General features: G+C 63.9%; 16 protein-coding genes. 7 read left to right on the forward strand and 9 right to left on the reverse strand.

The annotated features are described in order from the left end of the window. Positions 1–340: 340 nt before the first annotated feature. The 3 genes from QMG52_RS17390 (at position 341) to QMG52_RS17395 (ending at position 1,299) form a co-directional block, all read left to right on the forward strand. On the forward strand, positions 341–628 hold the full coding sequence (locus tag QMG52_RS17390; RefSeq protein WP_283561689.1) for a hypothetical protein: 288 nt from the start codon (positions 341–343) through the stop codon (positions 626–628). Between the two features lie 159 nt (positions 629–787). Further along, positions 788–883: a hypothetical protein gene (locus QMG52_RS22400; RefSeq protein WP_502920559.1), complete on the forward strand. Its 96-nt coding sequence runs from the start codon at positions 788–790 to the stop codon at positions 881–883. Between the two features lie 53 nt (positions 884–936). Beyond that, positions 937–1,299: a type II toxin-antitoxin system VapC family toxin gene (locus QMG52_RS17395; RefSeq protein WP_283561690.1), complete on the forward strand. Its 363-nt coding sequence runs from the start codon at positions 937–939 to the stop codon at positions 1,297–1,299. A gap of 160 nt (positions 1,300–1,459) precedes the next feature. Here QMG52_RS17395 and QMG52_RS17400 read toward each other — a convergent pair whose 3' ends face one another. The 8 genes from QMG52_RS17400 to QMG52_RS17435 form a co-directional block, all read right to left on the reverse strand. Next, on the reverse strand, positions 1,460–1,804 hold the full coding sequence (locus tag QMG52_RS17400) for a metal-sulfur cluster assembly factor (RefSeq protein ID WP_283561691.1): 345 nt from the start codon (positions 1,802–1,804) through the stop codon (positions 1,460–1,462). Between the two features lie 34 nt (positions 1,805–1,838). Continuing rightward, positions 1,839–2,603, reverse strand: a complete 765-nt coding sequence (gene sufC, locus QMG52_RS17405) for a Fe-S cluster assembly ATPase SufC (RefSeq protein WP_283561692.1) — start codon at positions 2,601–2,603, stop codon at positions 1,839–1,841. An 18-nt stretch (positions 2,604–2,621) separates the two neighbouring features. Further along, positions 2,622–2,999: a non-heme iron oxygenase ferredoxin subunit gene (locus tag QMG52_RS17410; protein ID WP_283561693.1), complete on the reverse strand. Its 378-nt coding sequence runs from the start codon at positions 2,997–2,999 to the stop codon at positions 2,622–2,624. Continuing rightward, on the reverse strand, positions 2,999–4,345 hold the full coding sequence (sufD, locus tag QMG52_RS17415) for a Fe-S cluster assembly protein SufD (protein ID WP_283561694.1): 1,347 nt from the start codon (positions 4,343–4,345) through the stop codon (positions 2,999–3,001). Before sufD ends, QMG52_RS17410 begins: the two co-directional genes overlap by 1 nt. Beyond that, complete coding sequence (gene sufB, locus QMG52_RS17420) at positions 4,345–5,820, reverse strand: Fe-S cluster assembly protein SufB (protein WP_283561695.1); 1,476 nt, start codon at positions 5,818–5,820, stop codon at positions 4,345–4,347. Before sufB ends, sufD begins: the two co-directional genes overlap by 1 nt. Then, entirely contained in the window at positions 5,820–6,566 is a 747-nt protein-coding gene (locus tag QMG52_RS17425) for a helix-turn-helix transcriptional regulator (protein WP_283561696.1), read from the reverse strand. The genes sufB and QMG52_RS17425 overlap by 1 nt, the downstream gene beginning before the upstream one ends. 342 nt (positions 6,567–6,908) lie before the next feature. Next, positions 6,909–8,012, reverse strand: a complete 1,104-nt coding sequence (locus QMG52_RS17430; RefSeq protein WP_283561697.1) for a penicillin-binding transpeptidase domain-containing protein — start codon at positions 8,010–8,012, stop codon at positions 6,909–6,911. Beyond that, a complete protein-coding gene (locus tag QMG52_RS17435; RefSeq protein WP_283561698.1) occupies positions 7,976–8,623 on the reverse strand; it encodes an NTF2-like N-terminal transpeptidase domain-containing protein in 648 nt (215 codons plus the stop codon). Before QMG52_RS17435 ends, QMG52_RS17430 begins: the two co-directional genes overlap by 37 nt. A gap of 105 nt (positions 8,624–8,728) precedes the next feature. Between QMG52_RS17435 and QMG52_RS17440 the strand changes: the two genes are divergently transcribed. From QMG52_RS17440 to QMG52_RS17450, 3 genes are read left to right on the forward strand one after another with little or no spacing between them, the layout of a single operon-like run. After that, positions 8,729–9,685, forward strand: coding sequence for an ABC transporter ATP-binding protein (locus QMG52_RS17440; RefSeq protein WP_283561699.1), 957 nt, complete (start codon positions 8,729–8,731; stop codon positions 9,683–9,685). Then, positions 9,682–10,455 carry an ABC transporter permease gene (locus QMG52_RS17445; protein ID WP_283561700.1) on the forward strand — a complete coding sequence of 258 codons (774 nt, stop codon included), beginning with the start codon at positions 9,682–9,684 and terminating at the stop codon, positions 10,453–10,455. The genes QMG52_RS17440 and QMG52_RS17445 overlap by 4 nt, the downstream gene beginning before the upstream one ends. A gap of 4 nt (positions 10,456–10,459) precedes the next feature. After that, positions 10,460–11,416, forward strand: a complete 957-nt coding sequence (locus QMG52_RS17450; RefSeq protein ID WP_502920560.1) for a COX15/CtaA family protein — start codon at positions 10,460–10,462, stop codon at positions 11,414–11,416. 263 nt (positions 11,417–11,679) lie between these two features. Here QMG52_RS17450 and QMG52_RS17455 read toward each other — a convergent pair whose 3' ends face one another. Further along, complete coding sequence (locus QMG52_RS17455; protein ID WP_283561701.1) at positions 11,680–12,627, reverse strand: heme o synthase; 948 nt, start codon at positions 12,625–12,627, stop codon at positions 11,680–11,682. A 404-nt stretch (positions 12,628–13,031) separates the two neighbouring features. On the opposite strand from QMG52_RS17455, the gene tkt reads away from it, so the two are divergent. Then, positions 13,032–15,221, forward strand: coding sequence for a transketolase (tkt, locus tag QMG52_RS17460; RefSeq protein WP_283561725.1), 2,190 nt, complete (start codon positions 13,032–13,034; stop codon positions 15,219–15,221). Positions 15,222–15,234: the final 13 nt, after the last annotated feature.

The raw sequence follows: 15,234 nt of genomic DNA on the forward strand, positions 1-15,234 counted from the left end.
GCACGTCGCCCAGGAACTCAACAGCAGACCACGCAAAACGCTCGACTGGAATACTCCAGCCCAACGACTTCGTGATTTACTGATACCCAACTGACCCCGGGTGTTGCCACGACCCCTAGAATTCAAGTTCGCGGCAGTGGTTTTGACCATTGGCTGCAAGTAGTTTTGAACAGCCGCCGGCGGCTCGTGCCGGCTGTGTGTGCTGGGATTCCCTTGTCCATCCCTCGTGTCGCTACGGGGAGAGCCCCCCTTCCTTCCGGGTGAAATGACGATGCCAATCGTTTCGATTTCACCCTCAAGGGGAAGGAAGGGGCTTGTTGTGAAGTCTCCAGGAGAGTTCATGGAAATTTTAGCTGTTTATGATTTGACCCCGTCATTCTGGGATGCCGCCGTCGTCTGCGGGGTTTCCCATAACACGGTCCGCTCCTATGTGAAGGCCCGCGACGAGGGCCGGCAGGCCCCGATCGCCCGCCAGCGCGGCCGCATCACCGACCCGTTCCTGCCGCAGATGAAGTCCTGGGTGCAGCAGTCCCGCGGCAAGATCCGCGGCGACGTCGTGCATGAGAAACTCGTTGCCCTCGGATACGGCGGTTCGATCCGCACCCCCGCTACGTGCTCTCCGGGTTGAAGTCCGAATACCGGGCCCAGAACACCCGTGTTCACCGGCCTTGGACTGTAGAGCCGGGCCTGTGGCTCCAATGGGACTACGGAGACGGTCACGTCGTGGACGGCGTGAAGACCGAAGGTTATCCAGATCCGCGACGTCCCCGACGAAGTACATCGTTCTTTGGCCGCGGCCGCAGCGGAACAAGGTCTATCCCTGACGAAGTACGCGCTGCTTGAACTTGAACATGCGGCCGCACGAGCTCGGGTTATCCGATAATGCCGCCATCATCCGCGAAACACAGGCAAAATTCCGGGGCGGGGCCAGCAGTGATGCCATACACGCAGCGTTGCGCGAGGGCCGCGGCGAGTGAATGTTGTCGACGCCAGCGCCGTTATCGAGCTGATGCCAACAATCCCGATCCGGATCGGCTCGGAGACGATGAGCTCGCAGCGCCGCATCTTATTGACAGCGAGGCGACCAACGTTCGTCGACGCCTCCTGCTTTCCGGCACGCTGACCGAAAAGCAGGGTGCGCTGGCGCTGGAGGGTTTTGTCGGCCTGACTTTACGAAGGTTTCCCGCAGAATTTCCGCGGCCAAGGATGTGGGAACTGCGCCATCATTTGAGCGCCTACGATGCTACGTATGTGGCACTGACTGAGATGGTCGGTGCAACCGCAATTTTTGACAACTGATGCACGACTGGCCGACGCCGCCGGTTTGAGATGGGTGGTCCGGGTTCTGTAGATGGGTGGTCCGGGTTCTGTGACCCGGTGAGGCTTGGCAGCAAAAAACCGCCGCCTGCCGGAACGATTAACGTCCCGCAGGCGGCGGTTTCCTGGTCCCGAAAGCCGGTCAGATGTTGAAGCCCAGGGCCCGCATTTGGTCACGGCCGTCGTCGGTGATCTTTTCCGGACCCCACGGCGGCATCCAGACCCAGTTGATCCGCCATTCGTCGACCAGGTCGCTGACGGAGTTCTCCACCTGTTCTTCGATGACATCCTGCAGCGGGCACGCCGCCGTCGTCAACGTCATATCGAGCAGCAGCGCGCCGTCGTCGGCATACCGCAGGCCGTAAAGCAGCCCCAGGTCCACCACATTGACGCCGAGCTCGGGATCGATGACGTCCTTGAGAGCCTCTTCGATGTCCTCAAGGTTCGTCTGCGCCGGATTGGCGGGAGTGGTATCGGTCTCAGTCATGATTCCTTCTCGGTTCGGATCCTCAGGAGGGGTTTCAGGCCTGCGCGGCGGCTGGGAGGAAACGATCGTAACCCTCGGCCTCGAGACGGTCGGCCAGCTCCGGCCCACCCTGCTCGGCGATGCTGCCGTCGACAAACACATGGACGAAGTCCGGCTTGATGTACCGCAGGATTCGCGTGTAGTGCGTGATCAGGAGCGTGCCCATGGTGCCGTCCTCGTTGGCGCGCATAACGCCCTCGGAGACAACCTTAAGAGCATCCACGTCGAGTCCGGAGTCCGTCTCGTCCAGGATGGCGAACTTGGGCTTGAACAGCTCCAGCTGCAGAATTTCGTGCCGCTTCTTTTCTCCGCCCGAGAAGCCTTCGTTGACGTTGCGCGAGGCGAACTCGGGCTCGATCCGCAGCTGGGCCATGGCCGCCTTGACGTCCTTGGTCCAGGTGCGCAGCCTCGGTGCTTCGCCGTCGATGGCGGTCTTGGCGGTGCGCAGGAAGTTCGTCACCGTGACGCCGGGGATCTCGACCGGGTACTGCATGGCCAGGAAAAGACCGGCCCGAGCCCGTTTGTCCACGCTCATCGCCAGGACATCTTCGCCGTCGAGCGTGATGGAACCGCTGTCAACCTTGTAGCGCGGGTGTCCTGCAATGGTCGAAGCCAAGGTGGATTTACCGGAGCCGTTCGGGCCCATGATGGCGTGCGTTTCGCCCGAATTGATGGCCAGGCTGACACCCTTGAGGATCGGCTTGTTGCCCTGCTCGGTGTCAATGCTGACGTGCAGGTCCTTGATTTCCAGAGTAGACATACTCTATTTTCTCCTTGTTTAAGCTTCGAGTTCCGGGGCCGCAACCCCGTTAAGAATGTTTTTCACGTCCACGTACACATCCGGGCCGTCCACGGTCAGGTCGAAGACCGGTACCGGCTCGTAGGCCGGTAAGGTCAGCGGCTCACCGGTGCGCAGGTCGAACGAGCTTCCATGCGCCCAGCATTCGATTGTCCGGCCCTCGACGTCGCCCTCGCTGAGGGAAATTTCCCCGTGCGAGCAGGCATCGCCGATGGCGTAAAGGTTGCCTTCGGAGTCCTTCACCACGGCCACCGCGTAACCGTCAATTTCAACGCGCAGCGCCCTCTTGAGGCCCACCTCGTCGACCGTGCAGACGAACTGACCCGCCGGCCGCTCAGCTTCCGAAGGTGCGCTCATTAGAGTGCGCCGGCCTTGAGCTCACGCTCAACCGCATCGCGGAGGCGTTCCTCAAGGGCGGGCACCTTGATCTGCTGGATGATTTCGTTAAGGAAACCGCGGACCACCAGGCGGCGGGCCACATCCTCGGGGATGCCGCGCGCCTGCAGGTAGAACAGCTGCTCGTCGTCGAACCGTCCGGTGGCGCTGGCATGGCCCGCGCCCAGAATCAGCCCCGTCTCAATCTCCAGGTTTGGCACCGAATCGGCGCGCGCGCCCTGGGTGAGAATCAGATTGCGGTTCATCTCGTAGGTGTCCGTACCTTCGGCTTCCTTGCGGATCAGGACGTCACCGACCCACACGGAGTGCGCGTTCTTGCCCTGCAGTGCGCCCTTGTACGTGACGCGGGACTTGCAGTTCGGAACGGCGTGGTCCACAAAGATCCGCTGCTCGAAGTGCTGTCCGGCGTCGGCAAAATACAGACCGTACATTTCCACATCGCCGCCCGGACCGCTGAAACGCGCCGAGGGGTTGATCCGGACCAGGTCTCCGCCAAGGTTCACCACCACATGCTTAAGTTTTGCGTCACGGCCGATTTTCATCTGCTGCGAGCTGGCATGCACGGCGCCGTCGGCCCAGTCCTGAATGCTGACCACGGTCAGCTGCGCGCCGTCCTCAACCAGGATTTCCACATTTTCCGAAACCACGGCTGAGCCGCGGTGATCGAGAACGACGACGGCGGCGGAGTTGGCTTGGGCGTGCACGAAGAGATGGCTGGCTGCCGGGGCCTCCCCCGCGCCCGTGAGGGTGACGGTGGTGACGTGATCCTCGGCGGTGCCGGCGAAGTCCGCCGGAACGGTGATGACGGTGGCCTCGGTGAAAGCACCCCAGGCGGCTGCGGACACACGATCATCCGGGATACCCGCGGAACCTATGCGAGCGTCGCAGCGGTCCACAGTTTCAACCCTCACGGCGTCCGGCTTCTGGATGCTCAGCCCGGGCGCGGCACCGTCAAGTGCCACCTTATCGAGACCGCGCAGCCGCTTGAGCGGGGTGAACCGCCAGTCCTCTTCACGACCGGTAATGGGCGCGAAATCAGCCGCGTTGTAAGAGGTCAGCCGGCCGGCACGTGAACTGTCCGGGATGCCGGCGCCCGCGCCATGGCTGTGCGACTTGGCGGCCGCACCGCCCAGCGGGGAGGACACCGGGTTGATTTCGGAGAGCTGCTCGCCCTCCTCGTTCATGCCGGCTATACGCCGCACGTTGCTGGCCGCCTGGGCTTCCGCTGAGGGAGCGCCTATGCGGGCCTTTTCGGCTGATTCGGCAGTTCCTGCCACTGTTTCCTTGGTGAGTTCAGCGTTCGTCATTAACCCACGGCTCCTTCCATTTGGAGTTCGATCAGGCGGTTGAGCTCTAGGGCGTATTCCATCGGGAGCTCGCGCGCAATCGGCTCAATGAAGCCGCGCACGATCATCGCCATGGCCTCGTCCTCCGGCATGCCGCGGGACATCAGGTAGAAGAGCTGTTCTTCGCTGACCCGCGAGACCGTGGCCTCGTGCCCCATCGAGACGTCGTCTTCGCGGACGTCAACGTAGGGGTACGTGTCGGAACGCGAAATGGTGTCCACCAGCAACGCGTCGCAACGAACGGTGTTGGCGGAGTGGGTCGCGCCCTCACGGATCTGGACCAGGCCGCGGTAGGCCGACCGGCCGCCACCGCGCGCCACCGACTTGGAAATGATGGAGGACTTGGTATTCGGCGCAATGTGCACCATCTTTGACCCGGTGTCCTGGTGCTGGCCCTCGCCGGCAAACGCAACCGAAAGGGTTTCACCCTTGGCGTGCTCGCCCACCAGATATACCGCCGGGTACTTCATGGTCACCTTGGAGCCAATATTGCCGTCAACCCACTCCATGGTGGCGCCCTCATGTGCAATAGCGCGCTTTGTGACCAGGTTGTACACGTTGTTCGACCAGTTCTGGATGGTGGTGTAGCGGACCCGGGCGCCCTTCTTCACGACGATTTCAACCACGGCGGAGTGCAGCGAATCCGAGGTGTAGATCGGCGCGGTACAGCCCTCGATGTAGTGAACGTAGCTGTCCTCATCCGCGATGATCAGGGTGCGCTCAAACTGGCCCATGTTTTCCGTGTTGATCCGGAAGTAGGCCTGCAGCGGGATCTCCACGTGGACACCCTTGGGCACGTAGACAAAGGAACCCCCGGACCAGGCGGCGGTGTTCAGCGAGGCGAACTTGTTATCGCCCACCGGAATGATGGTGCCGAAGTACTCCCGCATGATGTCCGGGTGTTCCTTCAACGCGGTATCGGTGTCGAGGAAGATGACGCCCTGTCGTTCCAGATCTTCACGGAGCTGATGGTAGACCACCTCGGATTCATACTGGGCTGCGACGCCGGAGACCAGCCGGCTGCGTTCGGCTTCCGGGATGCCGAGCTTTTCGTAGGTGTTCCGGATGTCTTCCGGGAGGTCCTCCCACGATTTGGCCTGCGACTCGGTGGAGCGGACAAAGTATTTGATGTTATCGAAGTCAATGCCGGAGAGGTCAGCCCCCCAGGTCGGCATGGGCTTGCGGTCAAAATACTTCAGACCCTTCAGGCGCAGGTCCAGCATCCACTCCGGCTCACCCTTTTTGGCCGAGATATCCCGGACCACGTCCTCGTCAATGCCGCGTCGGGCGTTGTCGCTGACTTCGTTCTTGTCCGACCAGCCGAACGCATAGGTGCCAATGCCCTCAAGCTCCGGGTTCTTTTCCAGGATGTGCGAAATGGTGGTGTCCTCGACAGCACTCTTTCCGCCTACGTCCTGCGCTAATTGATCCGTCATCATGGCCTTTCTTGCTGATGGTTGGATACTTCCGTTACCGGGCCGGGAGTGTCGCGTTCCTTGGTGGTCCGCACCACGATCCGGCCCGTTGGTATGTGGGTTGTACAGACATGGCCGCCGCCCGCCAGAGTGGATAGCCTGCGCACATCCACTCCCAGGAGCCGGGAAAATACTTCGGTTTCCGCCTCGCAGAACTGCGGGAATTCGGCGGCGAGTTCTTGTATCGGGCAGTGTCCCTGGCAAAGCTGCTGGGCGGACAGCGCCGAAGCGCCGTGAATGGTGGCCGACGACGCCACGAAACCGTCGCCGCTGAGCGCGCCAGCCAGGGCGCGCGAGCGTTCTGCGACGTCCTGTCCAGCTGCATCCACCACCGGCAGGTACCGCTGCTCCATGCCCGCGAAACGCGCCGCGGCGAAGTCCTTCACAGCCGCTGCGCCGCCTACGGCGGAGAGCTGCGCCAGCGCCGTGCGGGCAATTTCCAGATAATCGTCTCCGAGTTCACTCTGGCCGCGTTTGGAAAGCACGTACCGGCGCGCCGGGCGGCCCGCCCCAGTCTTCGCATGGCTCGTCAGCTTCACTTCGATGACACCGTTTTTGGACAGCATGTCCAGATGACGCCGGACAGCCGCCGGGGTCAGCCCCAGCACGGTGCCAAGCTGGACCGCGCTCACCGGCCCGCGCTCCAGTACTGCTGCCAGTACGCGGTCGCGCGTGCGTTCGTCACTTTCCGACGGGCCAGCAACCATGCGCTCCGCCGTGCCGTTCGACGTCTGGCGAGTCGACGTCTGACGAGCCGGTGTGCCGCGGTCCCGTTCCGGTAGCGGCTGGCCGGGGCGTGTCCTGCCTGCGTGTGTCTTGTCTGCGCCGGCCGGCATTGCCGCTGCGCGGCCTGCCTGCACGGTCGCCCGCGGGGGGGACAGCTGGATGGACGACCCTTTCATAGGCATACCTCCGCTTCCTGCTGGGTTCCGATCACACAATACACAACATAACCATGACCTAATTTAGTCCCGTTGACCAGTAAGGTAAACCTACCCCTGCCCCCATCCGATGCCGGGTGCGGGGCGCACCGGTGGCCAGAGACTAACTTATCCCCGCCCGGACTCAATGCCCGGCGCGGGGCGTGCTGACCGCGGGCTTGGCTGCTGCCGGCCGCTCCCGTCACACGGGCAGCCCGCTGCGCCCGTCAAAAATGCCTTCAATGGCGGCCCCCCTGAGACCGACCCGTAGTCGTTATCTTCGACGAAGACGGCGACGGCAAGATCTCCCTGCGCGGCGATGATCCAGGCGTGTGTCTTCAGTGGCAGCTCTGTGCCGTATTCCGCCGTGCCCGTCTTCGCCAGTACCGGTCCGCCCGGAACGTCTGCGAGGAATCCGGCATGGCCGCTGATGACCACGGCCCGCATTATGTCGGCTGCCTTCGAAGTGGGTCCCGCCAACGTCGGTGCGTGAGCAGTCGGTGCGTGAGCAGCCGGTGACGGAGCAGCCTGTGCCTTGGGAGAGGCGGTCCCGGAGCCGCCGGGCGCGGGCAGCACCAGCCGGGGCGAGACCAGTCCGCCGTGCACCACCGAAGCGGCCACCGTGGCAATGGACGGCGGAGACACCAGCACCTTGCCCTGACCGATCATGAACGCGGCGTGCTCGGTTCCGACAGCCGACGCGGGCACCGTGCCGAAGAACGCCGGTGCTCCCAACTGCTGGTCGTCAACGCTGATGCCCAACGACGCAGCGGCCGACGCAAGATCGCCCTGCGGCACGGCTGCCTGCTGGGAAATGAACGCCGTGTTGTCATAGCCGTTGCTGCCGGGGCGGCTGGCCGCCGCGACGACGCCGCCGTTAGAGGGCCGGATCGCCACGATAGCGGCGGCGCCAGCCTGGTCCGCGAGAACCGACTCCGCAAGATTCTGCAGCTTCACGTTCAGCGTCGTCACGATCGGCGTGCCCGCCTTCGGCTCGGCGCTGAAAAGAGCCTGCGGCGCCGACATCTGCTGTGGATCGGCGCCAGTAGCAGGCCCGGGCCCGGAGCCGCCGGCCGGGGCCGGAACGCGGCTCACCGTGATCCCCGGCGTGCAGCTGAGTTGGCCGTCATACTGCTGCTGCAGACCCGATAGCCCGGTGACATCTCCGGCCTGCAGCTTTCCACCGGACTTGTCGATCAGCTCAGCTGTGGCATCGCCAACGGTGCCCAGCACAGCACGGTAAATGTGCGGCTTGGGGCGAGCTCCATGGTGTCCTTGATGGCGGACGTTCCCGGAACCGCCTTTATCCGGGCGTCGGTCACGATCCGTGCGGTGTCATCGCGCAGGACCAGCGCCTCGACAAATGCCGCGCTTCCCGCGATGGTCACCTGCTGCGCATAGGTCTCCGGGTCCGCATCCAAAGGGACCGCCAAGGCCTTCGCTGAGTCCGAGTGCGCTGACACCTCGATATGGGATTTGTCGATGCCGACGCGGATGACCGGCCGCTCCGTGACCACCACTTCTCCCCCGTCCCCGAGAACGTCCGCCGGGTGGGCAGCGACACTGGCGACCTTGAGTGCATCGCGGTCCTGAAAGCCGGGCAGCAACAGGTCCGGTCGCCACGCAACCATCCAGCCGCCGTCGTTCTTGTTCAATTCCGCGCTGGTGCTGTAGTTCCAGTCTCCGCCCTCGAACTTCCACCGCACCTTCAGCGCCGCGGTGGCTTTGCCATCGGCGACCTGGACGTTGTCCACGCTGACCTCGGGCTTGACCGGCAGCGCCGCCCGGGTGGTGGCGCCCAGTTTTTCCGTCACCGCGGCGCCGTCCGCATTCCTAAAATGCACAGCGGTGACGTCCAGGGCGGACAGCTCAGTGGCTCGCTTCCGGATCCCCCGCGGACCGACGTGGGGGCGGACTACGCTGACTACTACGTCACGTAGAATGGCGCTGTGCCCGATTCCTCTGCCCCTGCCCTCGTCATTGACGGACTGATCCGCGACGTCGGACCCATCGCCGCACTGGACGGACGCATGAAACGGATCGTCAGCGGTGTCAACCTGACGGCACGTTTCGGCCAGGTGACGGCACTCCTCGGGGCCAACGGCGCCGGCAAGACCACCACCATTGAATGCGCGCAGGGCCTGCAACGGCGCGACGGCGGCACGATCACCTTGCTGGGCGAAGATCCGGACCGGCCCAGCGCCGCACTGCGCGCCCGCGTGGGCGTCATGCTGCAGGACGGCGGCCTGCCGCCGTCGGCCCGTCCGCTCGCCTTGTTGCACCATGTGGCCGGAATGTATGGGTCGCCGCGCTCCGTCGATGAGCTCGCGGACCGGCTTGGCATCACCTCGTTTGCGGACACCACCATTCGGCGGCTCTCGGGCGGCCAGAAACAACGGGTGGCTCTCGCCGCGAGCCTGGTTGGCAATCCGGAGGTGCTGTTCCTGGATGAGCCGAGTGCGGGGCTTGATCCGCAGGCGCGCCTGATGGTGTTTGAACTGATCCGTGAGCTGCGCGACGAGGGCCTGGCCATCATCCTGACCACCCATCTGCTTGACGACGCGCAGAAACTTGCCGATTACGTCTACATCGTCGACGACGGCGCCACCGTGGCGTCCGGAACCGTCCCGGAGCTGCTCAGCCAGGCCACCTCGGCGGAAGCTCAACGGACCATTACGTTTGAGGCACCGGCCGGACTGGATCCGGGCGCGGCGCTGCGCGCCGGACTGTCGGTACTGGAGACCCGTCCCGGTAGTTACGCGGTAAGCGGGCCGCTGGAACAGGGCGACCTGCTCGCCCTCGCCCAATGGTGGGCCCGGCTGGGCATTATGCCGACGTCCCTGCACCTCGCGTCGCGCTCGCTGGAAGACGTCTTTTTGGCCCTGTCCGGAACGGAGATGCGATGACGCCGGCCGCCGCTACCATACGGGGCGCCTCGGCTCCGGCGCCGCTGGTCCGCCGCGTCCTGCAGCAGGGGAGATATGAAACCCTGACCATGCTGCGCAACGGCGAGCAGCTGATCCTGGCCGTTGTGCTGCCGCTGATGGCGCTGGTGGCCCTGTCGGTCACGCCGCTGCTCGATGGTCTCGGTGCCAGCCGCATCAATATCGCCACGCCCGGTGTGCTCGCGCTGTGTGCGATGTCCACGGCCTTTACCGGTCAGGGCATCGCCACCGGGTTCGACCGCCGGTACGGTGTACTCCGCTTCCTGTCCACCACGCCGTTGGGCAAAGCCGGGCTGATCGCGGGCAAGATGCTGGCCGTGCTGGCCGTGCTGGTCATCCAAACAGCCATCGTTACAGTCGTCGCGCTCTTCCTTGGCTGGCAGCCGCCGCTGGCCGGCGTCCTCCTTGGCGCGCCGCTGCTGGTTCTTGGGGCCCTTTCCTTCACCGCGCTGGGCCTGCTGGTGGCGGGCACCGTCCGTCCCGAGGCCACGCTGGCCATTACCAATCTGCTCTGGATCCTGTTCGGTGCGCTGGGTGGGATTGTGCTCCCGTCGTCCCGGATTCCGGGGCCGTTCTCGGGCGTGGTGGACTTCCTGCCCTCCGGCGCCCTGGGCGGTGCCATGCGTGCTGCGCTGGTGGGCGGCCAGCTGAATATTTTGGCGGTTGTAATCTTATTGGGGTGGTCCGTTCTGGCCGCCGCAGCAGCAATTCGTTGGTTTAAGTGGAGTTGAAGTCGTGACTGTTTTCCAGGAAAAGACCGGACAGATCAAGCAGAGCGCCCGCGGCCTCGGCGGCCGGCTGCCGAACAGGGTTACCCCGGCGCTGCGCCGGCTGTCCGTCGCCTCGCTGATCGGCCAGTCGGTCCTCATCGTCAGCGGCGGTGCCGTGCGGCTGACGGCCTCGGGCCTCGGTTGCCCCACCTGGCCGCGGTGCACCGCCGGCTCGCTGGTCAATACGCCGGAAATGGGAATCCACGGCGTCATCGAGTTCGGCAACCGCACCCTGACGTTCGCGTTGGCATTGGTCGCGGCGCTGATGCTGGTCTTCCTCTGGAATCTGCGGAAGGAACGAAAGGACCTGTTCTGGCTCTCCTTCGGGCTGCTGGCCAGCATTCCGGTGCAGGCCGTGATCGGCGGTATTTCGGTGCTCACCCAGCTCAACCCCTGGGTAGTGGGACTGCATTTCCTGGTTTCTGCTGCCCTCGTGGCCTTTTCCATGCTGCTGGTGAACCGTACCTATGACCGTACCGGGGCGGCCGCGCCCGTGCACCGGCACCGGCCGTCCAAAACGATCAGGCAGTTAAGCGTCGTCGTTGCTGCCTGCACCGCACTGGCCGTGGTGCTGGGAGTCATGGTCACCGGCTCCGGTCCGCACGCAGGGGACGCCAATGCTCCGCGGAATGAGCTGAATCCGGACCTGATCACACGGTTCCATGTACTGCCGGTGTACGTCCTTGTGATCAGCAGCGTAATTCTGCTGATCCTGCTTTGGCGTCGTGGCTCCAACGACGCCTTGCGGGCAGGAGCTGTGCTGCTGATGGCCGCGGTGCTGTTCCAAGGCGCGATCGGTTATGCCCAGCACTTCACCGGTTTGCCGCCGATCCTGGTGGGTTTGCATATGCTCGGGGCGGCTGCGCTGCTGGCCGCTGCAACAAACTTCACCGACCTGGCCCTGTCACGCCGGCGGCGCTAAGCGGCGCCTGAAAGCGGCCCGGGACCGGCACCTCGTTGCGTCCCCGTGAACACCAGTTTCAGCCACCGGAAGCGCTCGGTTTGGGTGGCCTGCCCGCCCCGATGGCGGTCCAGCCCGCTCCCCTTTTTCGCTCCCAGCAGCACCTGGCGGAAAATGACGGGCATCCCCGAAAATGACGGCTGCGTCCCATGTCATTTGTGGGGAACGGCGTCCGAAATCGAGCCCGCGGGTGGGGCCGCTGTCATTTCCGGGAAGGCCGTGCGCTAGCCAAACAGCGGCGAGCCGACGAAGGGATCGACGGCGAGGGCCAAGAAGAGCAGCGTCAGGTAAGTGATGGAGCCATGAAAGACCTTCATCGCGCCCTTGTTGGTGACGTCGTCGTGCCTCGCCTGATTGTACAACTTGTGGGCTTCGGAGAGGAACCAGGCTCCCGCGGCCACGGCCACAGCGGAATAGACGATGCCCGCGCGGCCCAGCGGGATCATCAGCAGCGAGCAGACCACCATCGCCCAGGTGTAGAGGACCACCTGGACGGCCACAATTCTGGAACCGGCAATCGCGCCGAGCATAGGTACCTTGGCCGCGTTGTAGTCATCGCTGTAGCGCATCGACAGCGGCCAGTAATGCGGCGGCGTCCAGAGGAAAATCACCATGAACAAGATGACGGCCGGCCATTCAAGCGTGTTCGTGACGGCCGCCCAGGCGATGAATACGGGCATGCAGCCCGCGGCGCCGCCCCAGACAATGTTCTGCGACGTGCGGCGCTTGAGGATCAGCGAATAGACCACGACATAGAGGAATATGGCCGCAGCGCCCAATATTCCGGTCAGCGGATTCGCTCCGAACCAGAGCATGACGATGGCGGCGACGGCCAGGACCCAGGAGAAGGTCAGCGCCTCGCGGGGTGAGACGGCCCCGGTCACGAGAGGCCTGTTTTCGGTCCGGTGCATCAGTTTGTCGATATCCCGGTCGATGTAGCAGTTGAAGGCGCCGGAGCTGCCTGCGGCCAGGGCGCCCCCCACCATGGTCCACACCATTAACCAAACGTTCGGGACTGCTCGGGCCGCAAAAAACATGGTCGGAAGGGTCGTGACCAGCAACAGTTCGATCACACGGGGTTTAGTCAGCGCCACATAGGCCTTGACCTTGCCACCGAACCCGAGCCTGCCGGTCAGGCTGGCGGAGGCGATCGGTGTATCAGTTGCACTCACGGAAGGTCACCATGCTCTATCTGCGATGTTTTATCGGCGTTCGGGTGTCAGGAAAATGCTCAAAGCATCCCTATTATCATAGCCGTGATCGCATCGGAAGCATGCAGCGCATGCCGATGCGGGCGAAGCCCCGAGACCTCGGCGCGATGTCTGCGAGCCAGTCTTTTACACCGTTATCCAGCGTCCCATTTGGTGTGCGCCGCAGCCTTTGGGGCTAAGCTGGAAAACAGTGAAACGAGATTTGATCCAACATTGATCCAACATTGACTCAGCTTTGATTCAACGGTGAGCGGCGGTTTCCGGCAGGCGATATGTAGGACGTCCTGCGCGGATAGAGATGCCGTGAGGTGTCAGTGCGCCCGAACCGTAACACCCGAATGAGAGGGCCCCAGTAAGTGGCACACCTGGAAGAGCAAGAACTGTCATGGACCACATTGGACCAGCGCGCCGTTGACACGGTCCGGGTGCTGGCAGCCGACGCGGTGCAAAAGGTCGGCAACGGACACCCCGGGACGGCGATGAGCCTGGCCCCCGCCGCATACCTGTTGTTCCAGAAGCTGTTGCGGCATGACCCGTCGGATCCGCAGTGGACGGGCCGCGACCGGTTTGTCCTGTCCCCGGGTCACACCTCGCTGACGCTGTACATCGAGCTGTTCCTCTCCGGATACGGTCTGGAGCTGCAGGATCTCGAAGAGCTACGGACATGGGGCTCCAAGACGCCCGGGCATCCGGAGTACCGGCACACCAAGGGCGTGGAAATCACCACGGGTCCGTTGGGTCAGGGTCTGGCTTCCGCCGTCGGCATGGCGTTTTCACAGCGCCGGGACCGCGGTATGTACGATCCGGACGCGCCAGCCGGCACCAGCCCTTTCGACCACATGATCTGGGCGTTTGCCTCCGACGGCGACATGCAGGAAGGCGTGACGAGCGAAGCCAGCTCGCTGGCCGGCCATCAGGAACTCGGCAATATGGTGGTCCTCTACGACCAGAACCACATTTCCATCGAGGACGATACGGACATCGCCTTCTCCGAGGACGTATTGAAACGGTACGAGGCCTACGGCTGGCACATCCAGCGCGTCGACTGGACCAAGACCGGCGAATATGTCGAAGACGTCCAGGAGCTGTACTCCGCTCTGCTGGCAGCCAAGGCGGAGACCTCAAAGCCCTCCATTATCGCCTTGCGGACCATCATCGGCTGGCCAGCACCGAGCCTACAGAACACCGGCAAGGCCCACGGTTCAGCGCTAGGAGCGGACGAGGTAGCCGCCACCAAGAAGGTGCTCGGCTTCGACCCGGAGAAGTCGTTCGTGGTGGAGCCGGAGGTTCTGGCACATGCCCGCGAGGTCAAGGTACGCGGTAAGGAACTGCGGGCGGAATGGGAGAAAAACTTCGCTGCCTGGAAGGACGCCTGTCCGGAGCAGAACGAGACCCTCGAACGCGTTGCCGCACGGAAGCTGCCCGAAGGCTGGGACAAGAAGCTCCCCAACTTCGCGGCGGGAGAGGACATCGCAACCCGCAAGGCCTCCGGCAAGGTCCTGAACGCCATCGCCGCCGAACTCCCGGAACTGTGGGGTGGCTCCTGTGACCTGGCGGAATCGACGAATACGGCCTTCGAGGGCGGCGCGTCGTTCATTCCCGCGTCGAAGCAAACCAATCTTTGGAAGGGCAACCCGTACGGGAGGACGCTGCACTTCGGTATCCGCGAACATGCGGCCGCCGCCATAGTCAACGGCATTGTGATGCACAGCAGTTCGCGTGCCTTCTCCGCCACCTTCCTGATTTTCAGCGACTACCAGCGCCCGGCGGTCCGGCTCAGCGCGCTGATGGGCGTCCCCTCCATTTACGTCTGGACGCATGACTCCATCGGCCTCGGCGAGGACGGCCCCACCCACCAGCCCGTGGAGCAGCTCGCCGCCCTGCGCGCCATCCCCGGCCTCGACGTCGTCCGTCCGGGCGACGCCAACGAGGTGGCCATTGCCTGGCGGACCATTCTGGAGAACACCGACAACCCGGCCGGTATTGTCCTGACGCGCCAAAACATACCCACCTTCGCCCGCGGCGAGGGGGATGCGAGCGGTGACACCTTCGGTTCCATTGAGGGCGTGGCCAAGGGCGGCTACGTGTTGGCTGAGGCATCCGAGAGCGGCAGGAGCGTCGCGCCGCAGGTCATCCTGATCGGCACCGGCTCCGAGGTTCAGCTGGCCGTCCAGGCCAGGGAAACACTGCAGTCCGAGGGCGTCCCCACCCGAGTGGTCTCGATGCCTTGCCTGGAATGGTTCAACAAGCAGGATGCACAGTACCGCGAACTGGTTCTCCCGAGTGCGGTCAGGGCACGCGTCTCGGTGGAAGCCGGTATTGCGCAGGGCTGGCACCAGCTGGTCGGGGACAACGGACGCTCGATTTCGCTGGAGCACTTCGGCGCCTCCGCCGATTACAAGCGGCTCTTCCAGGAATTCGGCATCACCGCCGAGGCTGTTGTTGAGGCGGCCAAGGATTCCCTGCAGTCCGTCAAAGCCGGTACCGAGGCACTGAGCAAGACGACGGCGGCGCCGTCCGGCCGCGAGTCGTCCTCCACCGGTGATCAAAACTAATATTTTCCGTCGC

This window comes from Paenarthrobacter sp. PH39-S1 (assembly GCF_030063245.1).
GTDB lineage: Bacteria > Actinomycetota > Actinomycetes > Actinomycetales > Micrococcaceae > Arthrobacter_M.